The organism is Anaerococcus sp. Marseille-P3625, assembly GCF_900232825.1.
Classification (GTDB): domain Bacteria; phylum Bacillota; class Clostridia; order Tissierellales; family Peptoniphilaceae; genus Anaerococcus.
The window spans coordinates 332,238-356,096 of record NZ_OCTP01000011.1 but is presented as its reverse complement, the minus strand read 5'-3'; the positions used below and the strand labels follow the sequence as shown (position 1 = coordinate 356,096).

The 23,859-nt window shown below is 32.1% G+C and carries 22 protein-coding genes; 19 read left to right on the top strand and 3 right to left on the bottom strand.

Features of this window, described 5'->3' with window-relative positions; translation table 11 throughout:
• Positions 1 to 219: 219 nt before the first annotated feature.
• The 9 genes from metG to CS884_RS06980 all read left to right on the top strand — a co-directional run bounded on the left by metG (position 220) and on the right by CS884_RS06980 (position 9,773).
• Complete coding sequence (gene metG / locus CS884_RS07020) at positions 220 to 2,166, top strand: methionine--tRNA ligase (RefSeq protein ID WP_099321173.1); 1,947 nt, start codon at positions 220 to 222, stop codon at positions 2,164 to 2,166.
• Positions 2,166 to 2,927, top strand: a complete 762-nt coding sequence (locus CS884_RS07015; RefSeq protein WP_099321172.1) for a TatD family hydrolase — start codon at positions 2,166 to 2,168, stop codon at positions 2,925 to 2,927. Before metG ends, CS884_RS07015 begins: the two co-directional genes overlap by 1 nt.
• Positions 2,924 to 3,454 (top strand): ribonuclease M5, encoded by a 531-nt coding sequence (gene rnmV, locus CS884_RS07010; protein WP_099321171.1) that lies wholly within the window; start codon positions 2,924 to 2,926, stop codon positions 3,452 to 3,454. Before CS884_RS07015 ends, rnmV begins: the two co-directional genes overlap by 4 nt.
• On the top strand, positions 3,451 to 4,284 hold the full coding sequence (rsmA, locus tag CS884_RS07005; protein WP_099321170.1) for a 16S rRNA (adenine(1518)-N(6)/adenine(1519)-N(6))-dimethyltransferase RsmA: 834 nt from the start codon (positions 3,451 to 3,453) through the stop codon (positions 4,282 to 4,284). Before rnmV ends, rsmA begins: the two co-directional genes overlap by 4 nt.
• A 45-nt stretch (positions 4,285 to 4,329) precedes the next feature.
• Positions 4,330 to 4,560 (top strand): glutaredoxin family protein, encoded by a 231-nt coding sequence (locus CS884_RS07000; RefSeq protein ID WP_099321169.1) that lies wholly within the window; start codon positions 4,330 to 4,332, stop codon positions 4,558 to 4,560.
• 114 nt (positions 4,561 to 4,674) lie between these two features.
• The gene (ilvA, locus tag CS884_RS06995) at positions 4,675 to 5,859 is read left to right on the top strand and encodes a threonine ammonia-lyase (protein WP_099321168.1); all 1,185 of its coding nucleotides are present in this window, start codon (positions 4,675 to 4,677) and stop codon (positions 5,857 to 5,859) included.
• A complete protein-coding gene (locus CS884_RS06990) occupies positions 5,856 to 7,283 on the top strand; it encodes a UDP-N-acetylmuramoyl-L-alanyl-D-glutamate--2,6-diaminopimelate ligase (RefSeq protein WP_099321167.1) in 1,428 nt (475 codons plus the stop codon). The genes ilvA and CS884_RS06990 overlap by 4 nt, the downstream gene beginning before the upstream one ends.
• Positions 7,280 to 8,488: an aminoacetone oxidase family FAD-binding enzyme gene (locus tag CS884_RS06985; RefSeq protein ID WP_099321166.1), complete on the top strand. Its 1,209-nt coding sequence runs from the start codon at positions 7,280 to 7,282 to the stop codon at positions 8,486 to 8,488. Before CS884_RS06990 ends, CS884_RS06985 begins: the two co-directional genes overlap by 4 nt.
• Positions 8,481 to 9,773 (top strand): NAD(P)H-dependent oxidoreductase, encoded by a 1,293-nt coding sequence (locus tag CS884_RS06980; protein WP_099321165.1) that lies wholly within the window; start codon positions 8,481 to 8,483, stop codon positions 9,771 to 9,773. Before CS884_RS06985 ends, CS884_RS06980 begins: the two co-directional genes overlap by 8 nt.
• 53 nt (positions 9,774 to 9,826) lie before the next feature.
• Here CS884_RS06980 and CS884_RS06975 read toward each other — a convergent pair whose 3' ends face one another.
• The gene (locus tag CS884_RS06975) at positions 9,827 to 11,002 is read right to left on the bottom strand and encodes an NAD(P)/FAD-dependent oxidoreductase (protein WP_099321164.1); all 1,176 of its coding nucleotides are present in this window, start codon (positions 11,000 to 11,002) and stop codon (positions 9,827 to 9,829) included.
• 94 nt (positions 11,003 to 11,096) lie between these two features.
• On the opposite strand from CS884_RS06975, the gene CS884_RS06970 reads away from it, so the two are divergent.
• From CS884_RS06970 to CS884_RS06925, 10 genes are all read left to right on the top strand, one after another.
• Entirely contained in the window at positions 11,097 to 11,597 is a 501-nt protein-coding gene (locus CS884_RS06970) for a GNAT family N-acetyltransferase (RefSeq protein WP_099321163.1), read from the top strand.
• Entirely contained in the window at positions 11,594 to 14,164 is a 2,571-nt protein-coding gene (locus CS884_RS06965) for an ATP-dependent DNA helicase (protein WP_099321162.1), read from the top strand. Before CS884_RS06970 ends, CS884_RS06965 begins: the two co-directional genes overlap by 4 nt.
• Positions 14,165 to 14,204: 40 nt before the next feature.
• On the top strand, positions 14,205 to 14,531 hold the full coding sequence (locus tag CS884_RS06960) for a PadR family transcriptional regulator (protein WP_180753307.1): 327 nt from the start codon (positions 14,205 to 14,207) through the stop codon (positions 14,529 to 14,531).
• Positions 14,528 to 15,226 carry a 16S rRNA pseudouridine(516) synthase gene (locus CS884_RS06955; protein ID WP_099321161.1) on the top strand — a complete coding sequence of 233 codons (699 nt, stop codon included), beginning with the start codon at positions 14,528 to 14,530 and terminating at the stop codon, positions 15,224 to 15,226. The genes CS884_RS06960 and CS884_RS06955 overlap by 4 nt, the downstream gene beginning before the upstream one ends.
• A gap of 44 nt (positions 15,227 to 15,270) precedes the next feature.
• Positions 15,271 to 15,867, top strand: a complete 597-nt coding sequence (locus tag CS884_RS06950) for a sugar transferase (protein ID WP_099321160.1) — start codon at positions 15,271 to 15,273, stop codon at positions 15,865 to 15,867.
• 125 nt (positions 15,868 to 15,992) lie between these two features.
• The gene (locus tag CS884_RS06945; protein ID WP_099321159.1) at positions 15,993 to 16,562 is read left to right on the top strand and encodes a glycerol-3-phosphate responsive antiterminator; all 570 of its coding nucleotides are present in this window, start codon (positions 15,993 to 15,995) and stop codon (positions 16,560 to 16,562) included.
• An 11-nt stretch (positions 16,563 to 16,573) separates the two neighbouring features.
• Positions 16,574 to 18,076 (top strand): glycerol kinase GlpK, encoded by a 1,503-nt coding sequence (glpK, locus tag CS884_RS06940; RefSeq protein ID WP_099321764.1) that lies wholly within the window; start codon positions 16,574 to 16,576, stop codon positions 18,074 to 18,076.
• Between the two features lie 99 nt (positions 18,077 to 18,175).
• On the top strand, positions 18,176 to 19,603 hold the full coding sequence (locus CS884_RS06935) for an NAD(P)/FAD-dependent oxidoreductase (RefSeq protein ID WP_099321158.1): 1,428 nt from the start codon (positions 18,176 to 18,178) through the stop codon (positions 19,601 to 19,603).
• 10 nt (positions 19,604 to 19,613) lie between these two features.
• Positions 19,614 to 20,870, top strand: coding sequence for an NAD(P)/FAD-dependent oxidoreductase (locus CS884_RS06930; RefSeq protein WP_099321157.1), 1,257 nt, complete (start codon positions 19,614 to 19,616; stop codon positions 20,868 to 20,870).
• A complete protein-coding gene (locus CS884_RS06925) occupies positions 20,870 to 21,226 on the top strand; it encodes a DUF1667 domain-containing protein (RefSeq protein ID WP_099321156.1) in 357 nt (118 codons plus the stop codon). Before CS884_RS06930 ends, CS884_RS06925 begins: the two co-directional genes overlap by 1 nt.
• A gap of 82 nt (positions 21,227 to 21,308) precedes the next feature.
• Here CS884_RS06925 and CS884_RS06920 read toward each other — a convergent pair whose 3' ends face one another.
• A complete protein-coding gene (locus tag CS884_RS06920) occupies positions 21,309 to 22,814 on the bottom strand; it encodes an NAD(P)/FAD-dependent oxidoreductase (RefSeq protein WP_099321155.1) in 1,506 nt (501 codons plus the stop codon).
• An 80-nt stretch (positions 22,815 to 22,894) separates the two neighbouring features.
• Positions 22,895 to 23,614: an MIP/aquaporin family protein gene (locus tag CS884_RS06915; protein WP_099321154.1), complete on the bottom strand. Its 720-nt coding sequence runs from the start codon at positions 23,612 to 23,614 to the stop codon at positions 22,895 to 22,897.
• Positions 23,615 to 23,859 lie beyond the last annotated feature (245 nt).

The window sequence follows — 23,859 nt, the reverse complement described above, 5'->3', positions numbered from 1 at the left end:
GCGAAAATCGCGGTACCACCTCTTTTTATACTCTATGCCTTGACAGACCCAAGGCTGGCGTAAAACAAAAAAAAGTTGTAATTCGGAATAATCCTACTGGTCTTTCTTATAAGTTTATATTTATTTTTAGTATACACTTTTATTAGCAATTAACAAGGAAAATGAAATAAAGCTTAAAAGAAGTAAAATATAATTATATTTCAATCGAAAGGATTAGTAATGACAGAGAAAAAACCATATTATATAACCACTCCAATATATTATCCTAATAGCAACTTACATATTGGAAATACTTATACTTCAATTATCGCAGATGTTTTAAAAAGATATAAAAATTTACAAGGCTATGATGCTTATCTTACAACAGGAACTGATGAGCATGGTCAAAAAATCATGAGAAGCGCAATAAATGCTGGCAAATCTCCTAAAGAATTTGTAGATAAAATTGCAGAAGAAACCATAGAACTTTGGAAAAAACTTGAAATTGATTATGATTGTTTTATCCGCTCAACAGAAGCCCAACATGAAGATGATGTAAAAAATATTTTTACCAAACTTTATGAAAAAGGCGATATTTACAAGGGTGAATACAAAGGATATTATTGCACACCTTGCGAAGCTTTTTGGACTGAAGCTCAATTAGTAGATGGCAAATGCCCTGATTGCGGAAGAGATGTGGAATATCAAGAAGAAGAAACTTACTTTTTTAGACTTTCAAAATACGAAGATAAATTAAAGGAACTATTTAAAAATCATCCAGAATTTCTAGAACCTCAATTTAGACAAAAAGAAATGCTTAACAATTTTATCGAGAAAGGCCTTACAGATTTATCTGTAACCCGTAATTCTTTTGATTGGGGAGTTGATGTTCCTTTTGATAATAAGCATGTAGTTTATGTTTGGATTGACGCCTTATCTTGTTATTTATCAGCCATTGGTTATGGAGATGATAAGGAGAAATTTAATAAATATTGGCCAGCAAGCGTTCATTTAATAGGCAAAGATATAGTAAGATTTCACACTATTATTTGGCCAGCACTTTTGATGGCTCTTGATTTGCCACTTCCAGAAAAAGTTTTTGCCCATGGTTGGATTTTGTTTGATAACGATAAGATGAGCAAATCTAAGGGAAATATCATGTATCCAGAACCACTTTGTGAGCTTTATGGAGTGGACGCCCTAAAATATTTTGTTCTTCGTGAATTTAATTTTGGTTCTGATGGAAATTTCTCAAGCAGAAAATTTATGGAAAGATATAATTCCGACTTAGTAAATGACTTGGGTAATCTTCTTTCAAGAACTACATCAATGATTGATAAATATAACGGTGGCATAATCGCTAAAGGAAGTGTTTCTGAGGATGTTGATGATCAGTTAAAAGCTTTAGCAAATGAAACTTACCATAATTTTGTAAGTCAAATGGATGCCTTTAAATTTAACGATGCCCTACAAAGCCTTTGGACTTTCATCAGACGTGCCAACAAATATGTAGATGAAACTGAGCCTTGGATTTTGGGAAGAGATGAAGCTAACAAAGAAAGATTAAACACTGTTTTATATAATTTGGCAGAATCTTTAAGAATTGTAGCTCAATTAATAGAGCCAGTGATGAAAAATACCAGCAAGGAAATTTTGAAAAAACTTGCTTGCGAAAATAAAGGCTTTGTTTCTGCGGGAGAATTTGGACTTCTAGAAGAAGGATTAAAGGTAAATAAGGGTGCTAATTTATTTGATAGATTGGATATAGACAAAGAATTAGAAAAATTACACGATAAAAACAATGCCCTAATCGAAAAAAGACTTGGCAAGAATAAATCAAGCGAAAAAGAAGAAGAAAAAAATGAAATCTCTTATGACGATTTTGCCAAAGTTGATTTTGTCGTTGGCAAAGTTTTGGAATGCAAAAATCATCCAGATGCTGACAAATTATTAGTATTTAGCGTTGATATTGGCGAAGATAAGCCAAGAACAATCATTTCTGGCATCAAAAAATGGTATGAGCCAAGCGATTTAGTTGGCAAAAATGTTATAGTGGTTAAAAACCTTGCTCCTCGAAAAATGCGTGGCATTGAAAGCCAGGGAATGATTTTATCAGCAGAATTTGATGAAGACTTATCAATTTTAACCACCCTAAGCGATATGAAGCCAGGAAGTAAGGTTTCATAATGAAATTAATTGATTCACACTGCCATATTTGCGATGGCAAGTTTGACAATGACAGGTCATTTATAATTAGTGACCTGTCTAATTTTTCTGTAAATGCCCTCATCTTGCCAGCCACAAACCTAGAAGATTCACTAGAAAATATTAAACTTTCAAAAGCTTACGATAACATCTACCCCATGGTAGGCCTTCATCCAGAAGAAGTCGACCATATAGGCGATTGCGATTTGGAAAAAATTGAAGATTTAGCAAAAAATGAAAAAATCGTAGCAATAGGTGAAATCGGTCTTGATTATTATTGGAGAGATGACAATAAGGAAAAACAAAAAGAAATTTTTATAAAACAGCTTGATTTGGCAAGAAAATTAAATTTGCCAGCAGTTATCCATCAAAGATCTTCAAAAGAAGATACTATTGAGATTTTAAAAAATTTCACAGACTTAAAAATTCAAATTCATTGCTTTTCTGATGATTTGGAAACTTTAGAAACTTATATGAATATGGGTTTTTACATCTCTATTGGCGGAGTTGTAACGTTTTCCAATGGCAAAAATGAACAAATTGCCGCAAGAAATGTAAATTTGGATAGATTAATGCTTGAAACAGATAGTCCTTACCTTAGCCCAGAGCCTTACAGAGGACTTAGAAATGATCCAAGAAAAATCATCGAAGTAGCAAGAAAAATCGCCGAACTTAGGGATATGAAATTAGAAAAGCTTTGTAAAAAAACTTACAACAATACCAAGGAGTTTTTTAATTTATGATTAAAGAAACAATAGTTGTCGAAGGCAAAGATGACATAGCAAATGTAAAAAGAGCAGTAGATTGCGAGATGATTTGCACAAATGGTCTAAGCTTTGGCAAGGATTTGATAGAAAAACTTAAAAAAATAAATGACCTTACGGGGATAATAATTTTGACAGATCCAGATTATGCTGGAAAAAAAATCAGAGCCAGGATAAAAAGAGAGATTCCAACAGCCAAAGACGCCTATATCGACAGAAAAAATGCTATCAAAAAAAATGACTTGGGAGTAGAAAATGCAGATCCTCAAGTTATAATAGAAGCATTAAATAGAGCTAAAGCGGAAGTTGTTGAAAAAAGAAATGAATTTACCATGGCTGATTTGTTAGAAAATGACCTAACCATAGGCAAAAACTCCAAGATTAGACGCGAAAAGCTTGGAGATTTATTGGGTATAGGCTATTACAATTCCAAACAACTCTTATCCAAACTAAATTCATTTGGAATCAAAAGAGAAGACTTTAACCAGGCGGTAGAAAAATTATGAAAAAACTTTATTCACCAAAAATTGTAAAAGAGATAATAGATCTCTACGATTTTAAATTCAAAAAATCTCTTGGACAAAATTTCCTAATCGATAAGAATTTTGTAGATAAAATAATTGATATAGCAGATATAGAAAATGAAAATGTCCTTGAAATTGGGCCTGGAATTGGAACTATCACTTATGAAATGGCAAAAACAGCCAAAAAAGTCCTAGCAGTAGAGATAGATGAAAATTTAATTCCAATATTAAAGCAAAATCTTGAAGAATTTTCAAATGTCAAAGTTATCAACCAAGATATCTTAAAAGTCGACCTAAAAAAACTTATAGAAGAAGAATTTAACAATCAAAGTTTTAAGGTTGTTTCAAATCTTCCCTACTACATCACAACGCCAATAATCGAACTACTAATCACATCTAATTTCCCTTGCAAGGATATGACCATTATGGTTCAAAAAGAAGTTGCTCAAAGGATGGTGGCAAGTGCTAATGACAAAGATTATTCGTCACTGTCAGTCTTTGTTAAATTTTATAGCGATGCCAAAATTTTGGTGAATTTGCCAAAAACAGTCTTTATGCCTCAGCCAAAAATTGATTCAAGCATTTTGAATCTAAAACTTAGAATTTATGATGAAAAAGTTGATCAAAAGAAATTATTTAATCTTGTTAGAGCAGGCTTTAACAAAAGAAGAAAGACGATTTTAAATTCATTATCGGATGTGGCAAATAAAGATGATCTTAAAATAGCCTTTGAAAAAACAGGCCTTAAGGAAAATTTACGAGCTGAAAATTTATCTTTAGATGATTTTATCAAATTAGCTGATATTTTATAAAAAATCGGGTATAAATCTTTAAGTAGAATATAAAAGGAGTTAATAATGGCAGAAATAAAAATTTATACATCAAATACTTGTGTTTTTTGCAAGGCTGCAAAACAATATTTTAATGAAAATAATATCGAATTTAAAGAAATGAACATCGATGAGAATCCAGATGCTGTGGAATACCTTGTTTCCAAAGGATACAGAGGAGTTCCAGTAATAAATATCGATGGTGAGGACATCGTAGGATTTGATAAGGCAGCTATTGAAAAAAAATTAGGCCTATAAAATTAAAAACTGTTGCTAAATGAACTTTAGATAAAAGTTTTGCAAGCAACAGTTTTTTTCTGTTTTTATATATTAGTTTTAAAAAAATGCTATAATATGACTAGGAGGAATACAATGTTTGATTTTATAAGTGCTAAAGAAAGAGTTGACCAAGTAATAAACAAAACTCATTTGTTTTATTCAGATTATTTTTCAGATTTGTCAAATAACAATGTGTACATAAAACCGGAGAATTTGCAAAAAACTGGATCTTTTAAGATAAGAGGTGCCTACAATAAGTTATCAAAACTTGATGATAGTCAAAAAGAAAAGGGAATTATTACAGCATCAGCTGGAAATCACGCCCAAGGGGTAGCTTTTTCTGCCAATAAATTAGGAATTGATGCTACAATTTGTATGCCGGAGCAAACTCCGATGATAAAAGTCGAGGGAACTTTAAAATATGGGGCAAATGTCGTTTTATATGGAGAAAATTTTGACGAATGTAAAGAGCATGCCATAAAATTAGCCGAAGAAAAAGGCTTTACCTTTATTCCGCCATTTGATGATTTGGACGTTATAGAAGGTCAAGGAACCATAGCCTTAGAAATTGTCGATGAACTTGAATATGTGGATTATGTGATAGTTCCAGTTGGCGGTGGCGGCCTTATAGCAGGTCTTGCCAAATGTATCAAACAAATTAGTCCTTTAATAAAAGTAATTGGCGTAGAGCCAGTAAGTGCAGCTTCCATGCAAGAGGCAATCAAAAAAGGTAAAATAGTAAAATTAGACGGAGTTGATACCATAGCAGATGGAACTGCTGTTGCTGAAGTTGGCAAATACACTTATGAAATAGCTAAAGATTATGTAGATGATTGGGTAAGTGTTAGTGATGAAGAAATTTTAATGGCACTAATTAGCCTAATGGAGCGTCACAAATTAATAGCAGAACCATCAGGGGCCTTGTCCTTAGCAGCCTTGAGCAAATTAAATTTTTATAACAAAAACGTAGTTTCACTTGTAAGTGGTGGTAATATCGATATGAGCTTTATTTCTCAACTTATAAATAGAGGTCTATATGAAACAGGAAGAATTACAAGAATTACTGTAGAAATACCAAATATTCCAGGAAAACTTCAGGCACTTTTATCTGATATTGCTTATACCAAGGCCAATGTTATTTCAATAAACCATGATAGCCTAAAAGCTTCAAGCAGATATAAAAATATAAATGTAGAAATTACCCTAGAAACAAATGGTATGGATCATGTAAATAAAATTAGAGATGTAATTATTAAGAAAGGATATATAATACATTGAAATTTGAACAATTGATTAAGAAAATTTCTTATATATCAGCAAAAAAACAAAATGATTTTGAAATAAAAGAAATTAGCAATAATTCCAAGGATTGTAGCCATGCTGATACTTTTGCTGCAATCAAGGGCAATGTCTTAGATGGTCATAAATACATAGAAGATGCAATAAAATATGGAGCAAAAACTATAATCCACACTGAAGATATTGATTATTTGGATAATATCAATTACATAAAAGTTTCTGATAGCAGAAAAATAACCTCAGAAATTTCAAATATTTTGGCAGATTTTCCAGCAAAAAAAATGACCCTTGTTGGAGTAACTGGCACCAACGGCAAAACCACAACTGCTTCTTTGATTTATTTTTTGATTAAGGAAATTTTTGGATCTGCCACAAACATTGGCACAGACGGAGCCTTTGTAAATGGTCAAAGGATTGAAACTCCAAACACAACACCTAATATATTTTTCATAAACAAAGTTTTAAATGAAAGTCTTGAAAAAAATATTAATAGGGCTGTAATTGAAGCAAGCTCCCACGGCCTTGACCAAAACAGACTTTTGGGAATAAATTTCGATTACGGAGTTTTTACAAATCTTTCAGCAGAGCATTTAGATTATCATAAGACAATGGATAATTATTTTTCTGCAAAAATGAAACTTTTTGAGGTTAGCAAGGTAAAAATTGCAAATTTTGACGATCCTTATGGGAGAAAATCTAAAGAACTTTTTGATGATGTAATTACTTTTGGGCTAAATGAAGGCTCTGATTATAGAGCTTATGAGGTCAAAAAAATAGAAAAAACTACACATTTTAAAGTAAAAGATCAAGATTTTACTATTAATTCCATAGCAGATTATGAAGTTTATAACTCACTTGCTGCCATAACTTGTCTAAATCAGATGGGCGTTGATCTTAAAGAAATCTCAGAAAATCTCATCAAATTTAAAGGAATTCCATCAAGATTTCAATTTATAGAAAATGATTTGGGCAAAAATATAGTAATAGATTTTGCTCACACCCCAGTAGCTTTTGATTCGCTTTTTAAGACAATTCCAAAAGATGTAAAAACTTACGCAGTTTTTGGAGTAAATGGGGATAGAAATTATGAATTTAGAAAATCTACTGGAAATGTTTGTGCCAAAAACAAGGTATTTGCAGTTCTTACAACAGATGATAATAAATTTGATACTTATGAAAATATAACAAGTGATGTAATTTCTGGAATTGAAGAATTTCATGGAGAATATATAAAGATCGAAAATCGCAAAGAAGCCATCAAATGGGCTATAAAAAACGCCAACAAAGGCGATTATATAGTAACTCTTGGCAAGGGCGAAGAAAGATTTCTAAAACATCACGGCAACGAAAAAACATATTATAATGAATATGAAACCATACTCGAAGCTTTAAGGGAAATATGAAAATCTTAGTAATTGGAGCAGGAGTTGCAGGCTTATTTTTTGCAAATTTTATGGACTGTGGTGAACTTACAATTTTAGAAAAAAACGAATTTTCTGGCAGAAAATTACTTGCAAGTGGAAATGGTCGCTGTAACTTTACAAATCTAAATTTTTCATACGATTTTTATAAATCAGAAAATGAAGACTTTTTCAAATATGCCTTAGATAATTTTACAAATTACGATTTGATAAAATATCTAAATGATATTGGAATTGCAACGACAAATCTTCCTTCTGGCAGATGTTATCCAAAAACCATGTCAAGTAAAACAATTAGAGATGCTTTGTATAATTCTTCAAAAGAAAATGCTAAATTTATCTTTAATCAAGAAGTAGAAGCTATAGATTTTTCAAAAAAAGAAGTTGTAACTAATGAAAAATCATATGCCTATGACAAATTAGTTTTTGCAACAGGTGGCAAAAGCTTGGCAAATTCTGGATCTGATGGCAAAATTTTTGCTTTAATAAGAAATGAAATTCCTCTTACAAAAATGACCTATGGGATTACAAATTTTGAAAGTAAAGAAAAATTTAGCAAAAAAACCAAGGGAACGAGAATTACCGGCAAGGCTAGCTTGTTTGTGGAAGGAAAATTTATAAAATCATCAATAGATGATATAATTTTTCAAGATTATGGACTTACTGGCACTGCAATTTTGGATATTTCAAATGACCTATCTCTTGCTTTAAGAGATAAGAAAAAAGCATCTGTTGAAGTTGACTTTTATCCAGAGAAAACTTACGATGAATTTTATGATTTTTTAGAAAAAATAAGAAATAATTTTCCAAATAAATCTTTATACGATTTATTAATCGGTATAATAAATGAGAAGCTTATAGGAGATGTAATTAAATTGCTAGAGCTAAGTCCTAAGAAAAAATTATGTGAATTAAAAACTTACGACTTGAAAAAATTAGTTAAAACTTTAAAAAATCTAAGCTTTGAAATTACAAAAATTCACGATTGTGAAAATGCCCAGCTGACAATTGGTGGAGTTGACACTAAATTTGTAAATCCTAAAACTATGGAGTCAAAAATTTTCCCGAATGTGTTCTTTATCGGAGAAATTTTGGATGTTAATGGAGCTTGTGGAGGCTATAATATCCAATGGGCAGCATCTTCTGCAAAAGTTTTAGCTGATTATTTAAGGAGCTTAAATGTTTAAAATTAGTAGAAATTTAAATGAAATGAAATATAACGGCGAGTCGATAAAACTTGCTATAATTGGCTGTGGGAAAATGGGAACTTCTCTTATTTCACAGCTTGCAAATATCGATGCCATGGAGGTTAAGCTTGTAGTCGATAAAACTCCGCAAAAAGCTATCAAAGCCTTGGTAAAATCTGGAGTTAATGAAGATAAGATAATTTATACAGATGATTATAACGAAGGCTATGAAATTTTGGAAAAGGGTTATGTTTGTGTTTCAACAAATTACAGACTTTCTTACAAACTTTTGCAAATAAATGCAGTTATCGATTGTACGGGAAATCCTCCTTTTGGGGCAGTTATTGCAAGAAAAACTATCCAATATCATAAACACATGATTTCTTTTAATGTGGAATGTGAAGCGACAGTTGGACCTGTTTTGGCAGATATGGCAAGAAAAGCTGGAGTTGTTTATACTGGAATTTTGGGAGATGAGCCGGGAGCTATAATTGATCTTTGCGAATATGCTTTTGGTATGGGACTTGAAGTTTTGGTAGCCGCTAAGGGCAAAAATAACAGACTTGATAATTACCAAACTCCAGAAAATCTTATGGAAGAAGCTAAAGAAAAAGATCTTAATCCAAAAATGCTAACTAGTTTTGTAGATGGAACTAACACTATGATAGAGCTAAATAGTGTTTGCAATGCTCTTGGATTTTTGCCAGATACCTTTGGTTGCCATGGAATAAAAACAAGTCCAGAAACAGCTGTCGAAGATTTTAAATTAAAAAAAGATGGGGGAATTTTAAATAATTATAAGGTCGTAGAATTTTCCCAAGGAATGGCACCTGGAGTTTTCATCATCGTTACAAGTGATAAGGAAGATGTAAGAGATTTGATGAAATTTTTAGGCTTTGGTGATGGACCAAATTATTTGATGTATAGGCCATACCATCTAACAAGCCTTGAAGCGCCAATTACAATTTATAAGGCAGTTGTGGAAAATGAAGCCACTATAGTTCCAATTCAAGGCCAAGTTGCAGATACAGTCACAGTTGCAAAAAGAGATATCAAAAAAGGTGAAACTTTGGATGGAATTGGTTCAGAAAAAGTTTTTGGCAAACTAACAAGCCATGTTCGCTCAATTGATGAAGATTTGTTGCCAATAGGTATGATAACACCAAAAACCAAGGCAATTTGTGATATCAAAAAAGATAGTCTTATAGATATGTCCATGGTAGAAATTGACGAAAAAGCTACCATAACAAGATTAAGACGTAGACAAAATTCAATGAAACTATAAAAAGAAAAACAGCTGCTTAGAAAAAATCTAAGTCAGCTGTTTTTTTGAAAGAATTATTTGAAAATTTCTGCTAATTTTGTATCTTCTAAATTTTTGCCGTTAAAGACAAGGTCTTTTACATCATTTTGCATTTTTATATCATTCCAAAGGATGCCACCTACAAATTTGCCGTCTTTTTTGAAAAGTTTGTAGATATTGCCATCTTTTTCGGCTTTCATTTCTTCAATGCCTTCTCCAGAAGTCATTCCTGCTGAAAATACTTTGATATTTCCAATCATCAAAGTTGAAAATGGTTTTGGTTTTTCGTAAGTTTCCTTTGCCCCAGTCATATTGCGACCGACAATTTTGCCCATTTCTTGACTTGCCGTCCATAGACCAATGGTAAAGTTTCCAATTTGTGCACAGTCGCCTGCAGCATATACATTTTCTTTTTTGCTTTGTAAATTGTCATTAACAATTATTCCACGGTCAACTTCAAGATTAGAATTTTTTGCTAGATCGATAATTGATCTAACTCCTGCTTGAACCATTATCACATCTGCTTTTATTTCTTCACCGTTAGAAAGTTTGATGCCAGAAACTTTGCCATCATTTGCCAAAATTTCTTCTGTTGCTTTGCCAGTATAAGTTTTGATGCCCATTTCATTTAATGATTCTTCAAGTTTTTTAGAAAGCGCATGATCTAATTGACGATTTAGAATATAATCAGCTGCCTCGATAACAGAAACTTCTTTGCCTAATTCCTTTACAGAAAAAGCAGCTTCAAGACCTAGGATTCCTCCACCAATTATTACAACTTCTTTCTTATCAGCAGCATATTCTTTAAAACTTATCAAATCATCAAGACTTCTTATAGCAAATACGCCCTTGCTTTCAACATTTTTGATTGGAGGAACGAAAGCTCTTGCTCCAGTTGCCAAAAGAACTTTCCCATATTCTATTTCTTCTCCATTTGCCAAAATAGCCTTATTATTTTCTAAATCTAGTTTTTCAACTTCAGTATCTAACTTTTCTTCGATATTTTTTTCTTGGTACCAAGCATCTTTTTTGACATATATATCATCTTTGTCAAAATCTTTAGCTATCAAAGCTGAAAGTCTTGTTCTCCAGTATGTTGGTATTTCTTCTTTTGAAACTATTAAAATTTTACCATTTTCATCGTTTTTTCTTATTTCTTCTGCAGCGGCAAGACCTGCTATGCCGTTACCTATAATTAAATAATCGTACATTTACACCTCTTTTTTAATTCTATAATTTACTCTATACATAAATTTTACCCTAAATTTAACAAATTACATTAAAGTCAAATGGTATAATAATCTTATGAGAAAAGCAAATACAAATGATTTAGAAAAAATTAAAGAAATTATAAAAAAAGCAAAAATTTCACTAAAAAATGACTGTGTAGACCAATGGCAAAGAGGAAATCCAGATGAAAAACTTTTGATCCGTCAAATATCAAGTGGCAAATCCTATGTTCTTGAAAAAAACGGAGAAATATTAGCCTACGCTTTTTTATCCGATGAAGAAGAAAAGACCTACGAGCCTATTAAAAATAAAATGAAGGGAGAAAATTATTTCGTAATCCATACTTTTTGTGTGGACACAGATCACAGAGGAGAAGGCCTTGCAAGTATTTTTTTTGATGAAATTATAAAAAAAGCCAAAAAAAGAGGCAAAGATTGTCTAAGAATCGATACTCACGAGGATAATTTTAGGATGAGATCTTTGATTAGCAAAATGAATTTTTCTTATGTAGGAGAAATTTTTATTGATGATAGCGGCGTTTTTATAAAAAGATTCGCCTATGAGTTGGTCTTATGATTAATGACAAACAAAAAGAAGTAATATATGATGCAAAAACTCCAGCAGCAATCATTGCAGGGCCAGGAACTGGCAAGACTTTTACTATTGTAAAAAAAGTTATTGAACTTATAAAAGTCGAGGGAATTGCCGCCAATAAAATTCTAATTACAACTTTTACAAAAAAAGCCAGTAAGGAATTAAATACTAGAATCATCAGCGAATTTAAGAAAGAGGGAATAAATTCCAACTTAATTGACCTAAAAATCGGTAATTTTCACTCTCTGGCAAATATTTATATAGATAAATACAAAAAACTTGACGATGATTTTTTCAAAGAAAAAGTTATAGATTCATACTTTGAGCAATATTTGTTAGAAAAAAACCTATCCTTATTTGAAAAAATAGATGGTTTTGACAAATATTTGGGAGCAAATAAAGTTTTGGAAATCCAAGGGATTTTTGCAGAAATTACCAACAATCTTATTGATCTTGGAGCCCTTAAAAATTCAAAAGATCCAAAAGATAGATTTGCCTATGAAATTTACCAAAGCCACGTAAAACTTCTAAAAGATAATCATTTGTTGAATTTTCAAATGATTTTGAAAAATTTTTACGACCTACTTGCTGATAAGGAAACTGGAGATCAGATCAGAAATTCCATCGATTTTGTAATAATCGACGAGTACCAAGATACAAATTTTATCCAACAAGAAATTGCCTTTAAATTATTAAAGGGCAAAAATATCATGGTTTTTGGAGATGACGACCAGGCTCTTTACAGATTTAGAGGAGCAGATCCTAAAAATATCACAAATTTTGATGAGATTTGTCAGGAAAAATTGGGTGTTTCTGCGAATTTTTACAAATTGGATATTAATTATAGGTCAAATCAAGCTATAATTGATAAGGCACAGAAATTTTTAAATACAAGTGGAATTGTTAATAAAAAAGAAATTGTGGCCTTTGATGAAAATGAAAATGCCAACTGCCTAGTAAGGGCTAGGGCTGATAATTTTGAAAATTTATACAAGATTATCAAAATTTTAAATGAGAAAATCGCCCTTAACCAGATTGGATTTTTATTTCCAACTTTAAATTCTAATTATCCAAAAAATTTACAAAACTATTTGGAAAAAAGAGGACTTAAAGTTCTAAATTTGGGCAGAAGTCAGTTCTTTGAAAGGGATGAGATTAGGATTTTAATCTACATTTTAGTAAAAATTTTTAGCTCTTATCCGTCAAATCTTTCCTATCAAAAAGATTTATCCTACGAAGAAATGAAAAAATTATATTTTAGGAGATATTTAGCAGAGCTTTTTAACGATCAAAGCTTTAAGAATAAAGAACTAGATAGTTTTATAGAAAAAATTAGAAATATTGGTCCAAAAACCATTAGCGAGATAATCTATAAGTCTTTTGAGCTTAAAAAATTAAAGGAAATCTTAGGAAAAAAGCTTGGAGATTTGGAAAATGATAGAGCCTTAAATAATATAGGAACTTTCACAAAGCTAGTTAGCGAATATGAGGAAATTTTTGCAAGTGATAGGGAAAATTATTTTCTAGAATTTATTTTTGGTTATATTTTCTATTTTTTCAAGAACAATTCCATAAAGGAATTTGATGAAATCGATAAAACTTACGATGCTATAAATTTTATGACCATACACAATTCCAAGGGTCTTGAATTTGATGTAGTTTTTGTATCAGGATTAAATGATTTTCCAAGAGCAAATAGTGATGGTATATTAGAAAAGTATAAAATTTCATCTAAGGAAAAAAATTTGGAAGAAATTGATTTTTACAGAAAATATTACACTGCCTTTACCAGAGCAAAAAATCTCTTGGTAATTTTGGATAATTCAACAGATCCTAGGATAATTGATTTTGCCAACAATCTTGATGATAGCTCAAAACTTTCTACTATTAATTTCATACGCTATGAAGAAAAGATTGAAAAAGAAATTCTTGCCTTTACAACAGATATTGAAATTTACGAGTCTTGCCCATTAAAATATAAATTTCTTAGAAAATTAAGATTTACCCTGCCAAAAAATCCAAGTCTAATTTTTGGAAGTAGAGTTCACCAAATTTGCCAATATATAGGGGAAAATAGGGAAAATCCAAAGCTAGATTATAATCTTAATATTTTCTTGGAAAAAAATCCAGCTTACAAAAATTCTATAAGAAATTTTAGGGAAAAAGATTTTCCTATACTTGCTAGTGAGGTGAATTACAAGGCTGATAGGGATTTTTATATACTTCAAGGAAATATCGACGCCATTTTTTCTGATGGATCAATTATCGATTTTAAAACAGGATCCTACACAGAGGAAAGCCTAAAAGCCTATCAAAAACAATTAATCACCTACAAATATTTAAGGGAAATTAATGATGCTCCTACAAAAGATTTGCTACTTTATTTTATCGAAAAAGATGAGCTTATAAAAGTTGATGAAAAAACATTCGACATAGAAAGTATTGATAGGATAGCAAAAAATATTTTAAGCGAAAATATTTATGAAAAAACCGATGATTTAAAGCTTTGCAAATATTGTCCAATGAAATTTTATTGTAATCGTCCTTGATAAAATTCTACTGTGTAATACAATATAGTAGGGTGATAATATGATAGAATCTCAAATGTTAAAGGGAGTAATAGAAGGAGTTATCCTTCATATAATAAAAAATAACCAAACCTATGGTTACGAGCTTGTAGAAGAGCTAAAAAGAAATGGATTTTACACGATGACAGAAGGAACTGTCTATCCAATTTTAAAAAGATTAAACCAAAAAGGCCTTATTTTGGGAGCTTTTAAAAAATCTGAAATAGGACCTAGAAGAAAATATTATTATATAACCCACGCTGGAAAAGTCTATTTATCAAGCTTTTATAAAAGCTATGAAGAACTTTCAGTTTGTGTTAATAATGTAATAGATGGGAATAAAAAATGAGAGTAGATAAAATGATTGGCAATTCTAATCTTGATACGAGAAAAAATATCAAGAAAAACGCCAAAAAAGGTGGCTTAGTAATAAATGGGGAAATAGTAAAAGATTCTTCAACTCAAGTAGATCCAAAGGTCGACCAAGTTTTCTATATGGGAGAATTCGTAGATTATTTTGAAAATATTTATATAATGATGAATAAACCAGCAGGAGTTTTATCTGCTACTGACGATAAAGAAAGAACAGTAATAGATTTGCTTGATGAATTTTATCAAGGACTTAATTTATCAATAGCTGGAAGATTAGACAAGGACACAAGAGGATTGATTCTACTATCCACCGATGGTAAATTTATCCACAAAGTTACAAGCCCAAATTCTAATATTGAGAAAACTTATCTGGTAGAAACAAGAGATAAAATAGATAAGTCGCTTATAGAGGAATTTAAAAAAGGCGTCTATATTAAGGAAGATAATTATACAGCAAGACCTGCAAAATTAGAAATTTTAGAAGATAAAAAAGCCTTGGTAAAAGTTACCGAAGGGAAATTTCACCTGGTGAAAAGATTATTTTCAAATCTTTCTAATGAAGTAGTAGGCTTAAAAAGAATTGCAATTGGCAATTTAGAACTTGATCCTGTGTTAAAAGAAGGAGAATATATAGAATTATCTAAAGAAGATTTATCTTTGTTTTTGGATTAATTTGTAATATAATAAAAAAATACTATGGATGAGGGGTTAAAGAAATGTACAAAAAATATATAAAAAACATATTAGATTTTATATTTTCATTAATATTTCTAATAATTCTAAGTCCATTGATTTTGATAGTTGGAATTATTTCGAAAATATATGAGCCTAAGGCAACTATATTATTTAAACAAAAAAGAGCTGGAGTTGATAATAAAGCTTTTACTTGCTATAAATTTAGATCTATGAAAATTACGGCACCTAAAAATGCTTCTACCTATGAAATTGAAAATCCAGATGAATTTATAACTCCTTGGGGGAAATTCTTAAGAAAAACCTCAATTGATGAAATTCCTCAATTATTTAATATCTTAAAAGGCGACATGAGTTTTATAGGGCCAAGACCTGTAATACTAAAAGAAAAAGAGTTGTTAGATCTAAGATATGAAAATGGAGCGGCAAGTGTAAAGCCAGGAATCACTGGTCTTTCGCAAATTTCTGGAAGAGATAATCTCCCACCAGCAATAAAAGCCAAAACTGATGGAATCTATGCAAATGATATCAGTTTTGTAAATGATTTGAAAATTTTGCTAAAAACCATACCAAAAGTATTGAAAGCTGAAGGGGTTAGCGAGGGCAAAAAAGAATTTTAAAAAAACTTAGGAAAAGATTTGCAAAAATAAAAATATATGATAAAATATATATATAATAAGATGAATGATGAGAACGAGCCAATGTAATTTTTAGGGGCTCGTTTTGTTCTTTTATTGGAGGTATGATGTCTAGCATTAGTGTATTAGAAGAACTTTATGATAATCCAGTAATTATGGCAATTAAAAATAATAAGGATTTGCATAAGTGTTTGGAAAGTGAAAATAGAGTGGTCTTTGTTTTATACGGAAATATAGAAACGATTCCACACATAGTAAAAAAACTTAAGGATGCTAATAAAGTTGTGATGGTACACGAGGATTTGATTGAAGGCTTATCAAGTTCTAATTATGCTGCTAGCTTTATAAAAAATTATACCCAAGCCGATGGAGTGATTTCGACAAGACCTTCAAATGTTACCTATGCAAGAAAACTTGGTTTATTTACTATCCTAAGATTTTTCTTAATAGATAGCATAAGTTTTGAAAACATGAAACAAACTATTAAGGATGTTAATTGTGATGCAATCGAAATTCTTCCGGGTGTTTTGCCTGACCAAATGAAAGAAGTTAAAAAACGAACCAACATGCCGCTAATAGCAGGTGGCCTCATTGCAAAAAGAACAGAGGTTATCGATGCTTTAAACGCAGGAGCAATAGCAATCTCATCTTCAAATTATAAAGTATGGCTTATGTAGGAGGAGATAATATGGGCAAATACATAATGGCATTAGATGCTGGAACAACAAGTAACAGAGCGATTATTTTTAACAAAAAAGGTGAAATCATTTCAGTAGCACAAAAAGAATTCACTCAATACTTCCCAAAAGCTGGTTGGGTAGAACATGATGCTACAGAAATTTGGTCAACACAATTAGGAGTTTGTACAGAAGCTTTAGCAAAGAAAAATATCGATGCATCTGAAATTGCTGCAATAGGTATTACAAACCAACGTGAAACTACCATAGTTTGGGACAAAGAAACTGGTGAACCTGTTTATAATGCAATAGTATGGCAATGCCGTCGTACAGCAGATATGGCTGATAAACTTGTAGCTGATGGTTACGGAGAAATGATCAAACAAAAAACTGGTCTTGTTGTAGATCCATATTTCTCAGGAACTAAAATCAGATGGATCCTAGATCACATTGAAAATGGTCAACAAAGAGCTGAAAATGGCGAACTATTATTTGGTACAGTTGACTGCTGGCTAGTATACAATTTAACACGTGGTAAAGTTCACGTAACAGATTATACCAACGCATCAAGAACAATGATCTTTAATATCCATACACTTGAATGGGACGAAGAATTATTAAAGATACTAAATATTCCAAAATGCATGCTTCCAGAAGTTAAACCATCATCATGTGTTTATGGCGAAACAAATGAAAAATTATTTGGTTCTCCAATAAAAATCGCTGGTATGGCTGGTGACCAACAAGCAGCATTGTTTGGACAAACTTGCTTTAGAGCAGGAGATGCAAAAAATACCTATGGTACAGGTGCATTCTTACTAATGAATACAGGCGAAGAAGCTGTAGAATCTAAAAATGGTCTACTAACAACAATAGCTTGGGGTCTTGAAGAAGGCAAAGTTAATTACGCACTTGAAGGTTCAATCTTTGTAGCAGGTTCTGCAATTCAATGGCTAAGAGATGAACTAAGAATAGTAGATGCTTCTGACGATACAGAATATCTTGCAACAAAAGTTCCTGATACAGATGGCTGCTATGTAGTACCAGCATTTACAGGTCTTGGTGCTCCATATTGGGATCCATATGCTAGAGGAGCAATTGTAGGTATTACACGTGGTACAAGCAAATACCATATAGTAAGAGCAACACTAGAATCATTAGCTTATCTAACACATGACGTTCTTGCAGCAATGAGTATTGACTCAGGTAAAGACCTTAAAGCTCTAAAAGTAGATGGTGGAGCTAGTGCAAACAACTTCTTAATGCAATTCCAAGCTGATATGATCCAAACAGTCGTAGAAAGACCAGTAACACTTGAAACAACAGCTCTTGGAGCAGCTTATCTTGCAGGTCTTGCTGTAGATTATTATAAGAACTTAGATGAAATTATAGAAAATCGTCTAGTTGAAAGAGAATTCAAACCAGAAATTAGCGTAGAAGAAAGAGATAGAAAAGATTACAACTGGCAAAAAGCAATATCTAGATCAGTTGGTTGGGCTAAGGATTTGAAATAAATAATATTTTATAGAGAAAGAGTCACTTAATTAATAGGTGCTCTTTGCCCAAAAAAGAGCCCTAAAGTGGCTCTTTTTTATTACATATAAGGAGAAAAGATGAAAGATGTTATTATAATAGGTGCAGGCGTAACCGGCACTTCTCTAGCTTATAATTTATCAAAATATAAGGGAGATTTTCTTGTAGTTGATAAGAATTCTGACGTTTGCGAAGGTACATCAAAAGCAAATTCAGCTATTTGCCATGGTGGTTATGATGCAGAACCTGGAACATTAAAAGCAAAAATGAATGTTTTAGGTAACCATATGATGAGAGAAATGGCAGATGAATTGCATTTCCCATATAAAGAAATTGGAACATTGGTTTTGTGCCATGATGAGAAAGATTTTCCAAATTTACAAAAACTTTATGATCAAGGTATAGAAAACGGTGTTAGCGGAATGGAAATTATCTATCATGATGAAATTCTAAAAATGGAACCTAAAGTTGAAAAAAATATCTATGCAGCTTTATATTCAAAAAATGCTGGAATAGTAGATCCGTTTTTGATGAATATTGCATATGCTGAAGGTTCAAATCTTAATGGTGTTGAATACAAATTAGACACTGAAATTAAAGATATAATCATAGAAGATGATCATTATAAATTAATCACAGCTGATGGAGAAGAATTGGAAACAAAGGCTGTTGTAAATGCTGCAGGATTATTTTCAGATCAAATCCACGATTTAGTATTTAATGATCATAAGTTTAACATTAAAGCTAGACGTGGCGAATATATGCTTTTGGATAAGGCAACAAATGGCTTTGTAAACCATGTTTTGTTTAATCTTCCAACAGAAAAAGGTAAGGGAATTCTTGTAAGCCCAACTTGCGATGGCAATACAATAATTGGACCAACAGCTGACTTTGTAGATGATAAGTCAGATTTAGTTACAACAAGAAAAGCTTTGGAAGAAGTAGTAGAAAAAGTCGAAGATACTGTAGAAAATGTACCAGTAAGACAAGTAATCACATCTTTTTCTGGAAACAGAGCTCATGAAGTTGGTGGAGATTTCGTTCTTGAAGAAAGTAGAAAAGGATTTTTCGATTGCATCGGTATAGAATCACCAGGTCTTACTTCAGCTCCTGCTATAGGCAAATATATGGCAGATATGGTAGCAGAATCTATGCAATTAGAAGAAAATACTGAATTTAAACCAGGAAGAAATCCAATTCCAAAAACTTGCGAAATGACTGCTGAAGAACACAACGAACTAATCAAGAAAAACCCTAAATATGGTAAAATAATTTGCCGTTGTGAAAGAGTAACTGAAGGTGAAATCTTAGATGCAATCCATGCACCAGTTGGAGCAAGAACAGTTGATGGAATCAAAAGACGTGTTAGAGCTACAGCAGGAAGATGCCAGGGTGGCTTCTGCCTACCTTCAATCATAGAAATTCTATCCAGAGAATTGGGAATTGATGAGAAAGATGTAACCAAAAAAGGTAAAGATTCTTTCTATATCGAAAAGAGAGTTAAATAAGGAGAAATAGATGCGCGATTATGATTTAGTAATAATTGGTGGAGGCCCAGCTGGACTTTCTGCAGCCGTAAGAGCTTACGATGAAGGTATCAAAAATATCCTAATTGTAGAACGTGATAACAAATTAGGCGGAATTCTTAATCAATGTATCCACAATGGCTTTGGACTTCAAAGATTTAAAGAAGAATTAACAGGCCCAGAATATGCTCAAAGATTCATAGTAGAAGTTAAAAAACGCGACATAGATATAATGCTAAATACAATAGTAATGGATATGCACGAAGATAAAACTTTGCTATTGATGAATGAAGAAAATGGAATGTTTGTAATAAAACCAAAGGCAATTATCCTTGCTATGGGTTGTAGAGAACGTCCAAGAGGAGCTTTAAACACGCCAGGAAGTAGACCTGCTGGAGTTTATAGTGCAGGAACAGCTCAAAAACTTGTAAACATTGATGGATATATGCCAGGCAAGAAAGTTGTAATCCTAGGATCAGGAGATATAGGACTAATAATGGCAAGACGTATGACTCTTGAAGGTGCAAAAGTTGAATGCGTTGCAGAGCTTATGCCATTTTCAGGTGGTCTAAAAAGAAATATAGTACAATGCTTGCACGATTATGACATACCACTTTACTATTCAACTACAATTTCAGGAATAAAAGGAACCGAAAGAGTAGAGGGAGTTTATCTATCAAAAGTTGATGAACACTTGAAAGTAATTGAAGGAAGCGAGCAATTCATAGAATGCGATACAATTTTACTATCTGTAGGCTTATTGCCAGAAAATGAATTGACCAAAGAAGCAAACATAGAAATTGATCCAAAAACCAAAGGCGCTGTAGTTTCAGATAAACTAATGACAAGCGTTGATGGAATATTTGCAGCAGGAAATGTTTTGCACGTACACGATTTGGTAGATTTTGTATCAGAAGAAAGTGAACTTGCAGCAGAAAATGCAGCCAAATATATAAAAGGCGAATTCAAAAAAGATGGATCTCACAAAATCGACCTAGTAGCTGGAGATTGCATATCTTATACATTGCCACAATATATTGACTATGATAACATGGATGAGTCTATAATTGTAAAATTTAGAGTAAACAATGTTTATCCTTCAAGAAAAATTGCCGTTTATAATGATGACAAATGTATCTTAAGCCGCAAAAAGAGAGTTTTAGCCCCAGGTGAAATGGAATTGATTAAACTTAAAAAAGAAGACATTGACCCAAATAGTAAGAAAATAACTATACAATTGGAGGAATGATGAAAAAACAATTTACATGCATCAACTGCCCACTAGGTTGCCAAGTAGTAGTAACTATGGAAGGTGATGAAATAATCGATATTACAGGAAATAGCTGCATAAAAGGCGAAGAATACGTAAGAAATGAAATAAAAGATCCAAAAAGAATGGTTTGCTCAACAGTAAGAGTTGATGGAAGTTCTCACTACAGCGTTCCAGTAAAAACTGCAAGCGCTATTCCAAAGGGATTGATATTTGAATGTATGAAACAAATTAACGATGCAGAAATCAAAGCACCTGTTCATATAGGTGATGTTGTAATAGCAAATGTACTTGATACAGGAGTTGACGTTATTGCAACAGATGAAAGATTATAAGGTCTTACTAGACATAAAAATAAAAACCCTAAAAATGAAAAGCCCCCAAAATCTTAAAAGTTTTGGGGACTTTTCATATAATTTATTCTTCTTCCTTTTGCTCTATTTCCGCTTTTGAAGTTTCTTCCATTTCTTTGATAAGTTCATTTATTCTTTTTTTATTTAGTCTAGAAAGACCATTTCTTTCGCTATCAAAAAGATCGTCAATTGGTTTTTTGCCCATTTCATCTTCCATAACTTCAAGAACTCTTGGTCTACAAAACTGTCCTTGGCAAAATCCCATTCCACATCTAGTTCTTCTTTTTACAGCATCAAAAGTTTCTACAGGGATTCCACGGTTCATAGCATCTCTAATTGTAGATTCTTTTACTTGTTCGCACCTACAAACAATTCTGTCAGGATTACCCATTGGTAAATCAACCTTATCTTTGATTTTATTCATATCTTCCAAATCTTTGTAAGTAATAATTGGATCTCTATGAGGGTTGAAATTAGGATCATTTTCCACAGCTAAACCAGATTCTTTTAAAATATTTTCTACAATTTTTGCAATTTCTGGACTTGATGTAATTCCTGGGGATTGGATTCCAACAACATTGATAAAACCTTTTATATCTGATTCTTCTATAATAAAATCATGAGTTGAACTTGCTGGTCTAAGACCTGTAAAAGATCTTATAAATTCTCTTAGATTTATTACATCATCCTTAACTGATTTTAAAGCTTCTTTGTAAATATACATCAACCTATCTTCATGAGTTGATAAGTCGATTTCTTCTTCATCTATGGCATCGGGACCAAGAAGGATATTGTTGTGGTAAGTTCTTGTTGCAAGAATTCCCTTGGATTTTTCTGTAGGAACTTGGAATAAAACTTGTTTAATTCTTTGACCTGTTCCTTTTTGGAAAATCAAATATTCGCCACTTCTAGGATGAATATCAAAATTAGTTTCGGCAATCATATTTGAAACTTTTGCCCCTTCAAGTCCTGAGGCATTAATAACATATTTAGCTTCAAATTTTTTGCCATCTTCAGTTTCGACAGTAAAATGTTCATCTTTTGAAATCTTACAAACTCTAGAATTTAAGAAAAGCTCAGCGCCATTGGTAAGAGAATTTTCTACTAAAGCTATTACATATTCGTAAGGAGAGCAAACTCCTGCGCCCTTGCAATATAAAGCTGCAATGGCATCATCAGATACATTTGGTTCAATTTCTCTAAGTTTTCCTTGATTGATAATTTCTATATCATCCAAGCCATTTTCTATTCCCATATCATAAAGTTTTTGCAAAGCTTTCATATCTTCTTCTTGGAAAGCTAAAACCAAAGATCCATTTTCAAGAAAACCAAAATTTAATTCTTCATTTAATTTTTTAAATTGTTGTCTTCCTGGATAGCATATTCTACCACGAAGTTCTCTATGTGGTTCAGCATAACCACCATGAATAATTGCAGAATTGGCTTTGCTTGCGCCCATAGAAACATCGTTTGCTTTTTCTAAAATTGCAATATCAAGTTTATATCTGGATAAATTACGAGCAATTGATGCACCTGTAACGCCAGCACCAATAATTAAAACATCATACATTTTTACCTCAATTCTTAATAGACAAAAGGCAAGTAAAAATACTTGCCTTTATAAATTTACAACATTAATCTTAATATAAATTAAAATACAATATTAAAGATAATAACTGCTAAAATACCACCGATAATTGGTCCAACTACTGGAATCCAGCCATATTCCCAATTAGGTTCAACTTTTTTCTTGAAAGGTAGTATTGCATACATAATTCTTGGTCCAAGGTCACGGGCAGGGTTAATAGCATAACCTGTAAGTCCGCCTAAACTCATACCAATAGATACGATTAATCCGTTAACAAATAGATAGTTAACACCAACGCCTGCAGCGCCATCAACATTACCAAAGCCTAAAATAGCAAAAACTAAAACAAAAGTACCAATTATTTCAGATAATAGGTTTCTTCCAGTATTTGGTATTGATGGTCCAGTACAGAAGCAGCCACGTACTGTTGCTGGATCTTCGTCACATTGATCTTCAAAGTGATCTTTGTACAAAATGTAAACGCATAAAGCACCAAGCATTGCGCCTATCATTTGTCCGCCTATGTAAGGAAGCAATGTATCCCAGCCTATGTCACCCTTAAATGCAAGTGCGATTGTAAGTGCAGGGTTAAAGTGTGCGCCACTCATGGCTCCAAATATTGTTGCTGGAATCATAACTGCAAGACCCCAAGCAAGAGTGATTTGTACAGGGCCTGCACCATGCATACCACTTTTTCTAGTTAATACGTTTGCAACAACACCGTCTCCTAGTAGAATTAGTAAAAAAGTTCCGACTAATTCAGCCACAAAAATATCTCTCATAAATACCTCCTTATAGACAAAAAGAGCGAGTGAATAAATCAACTCTCGCTCTCGTCATAATATTTTGTGGAAACCTTTTCAGTTCTATACTCATTATAACACAAATAAAAAAAATAGCAAGCATTTTTAAAAAATAATTATGAAATACATTATTTTGCAAAATCAGGAAAAGATACATATTTATTAACATAATGATATAAGAGTAATATTTATTGGGGAAGAAATTGGAAATTGGTGAAGAGGCT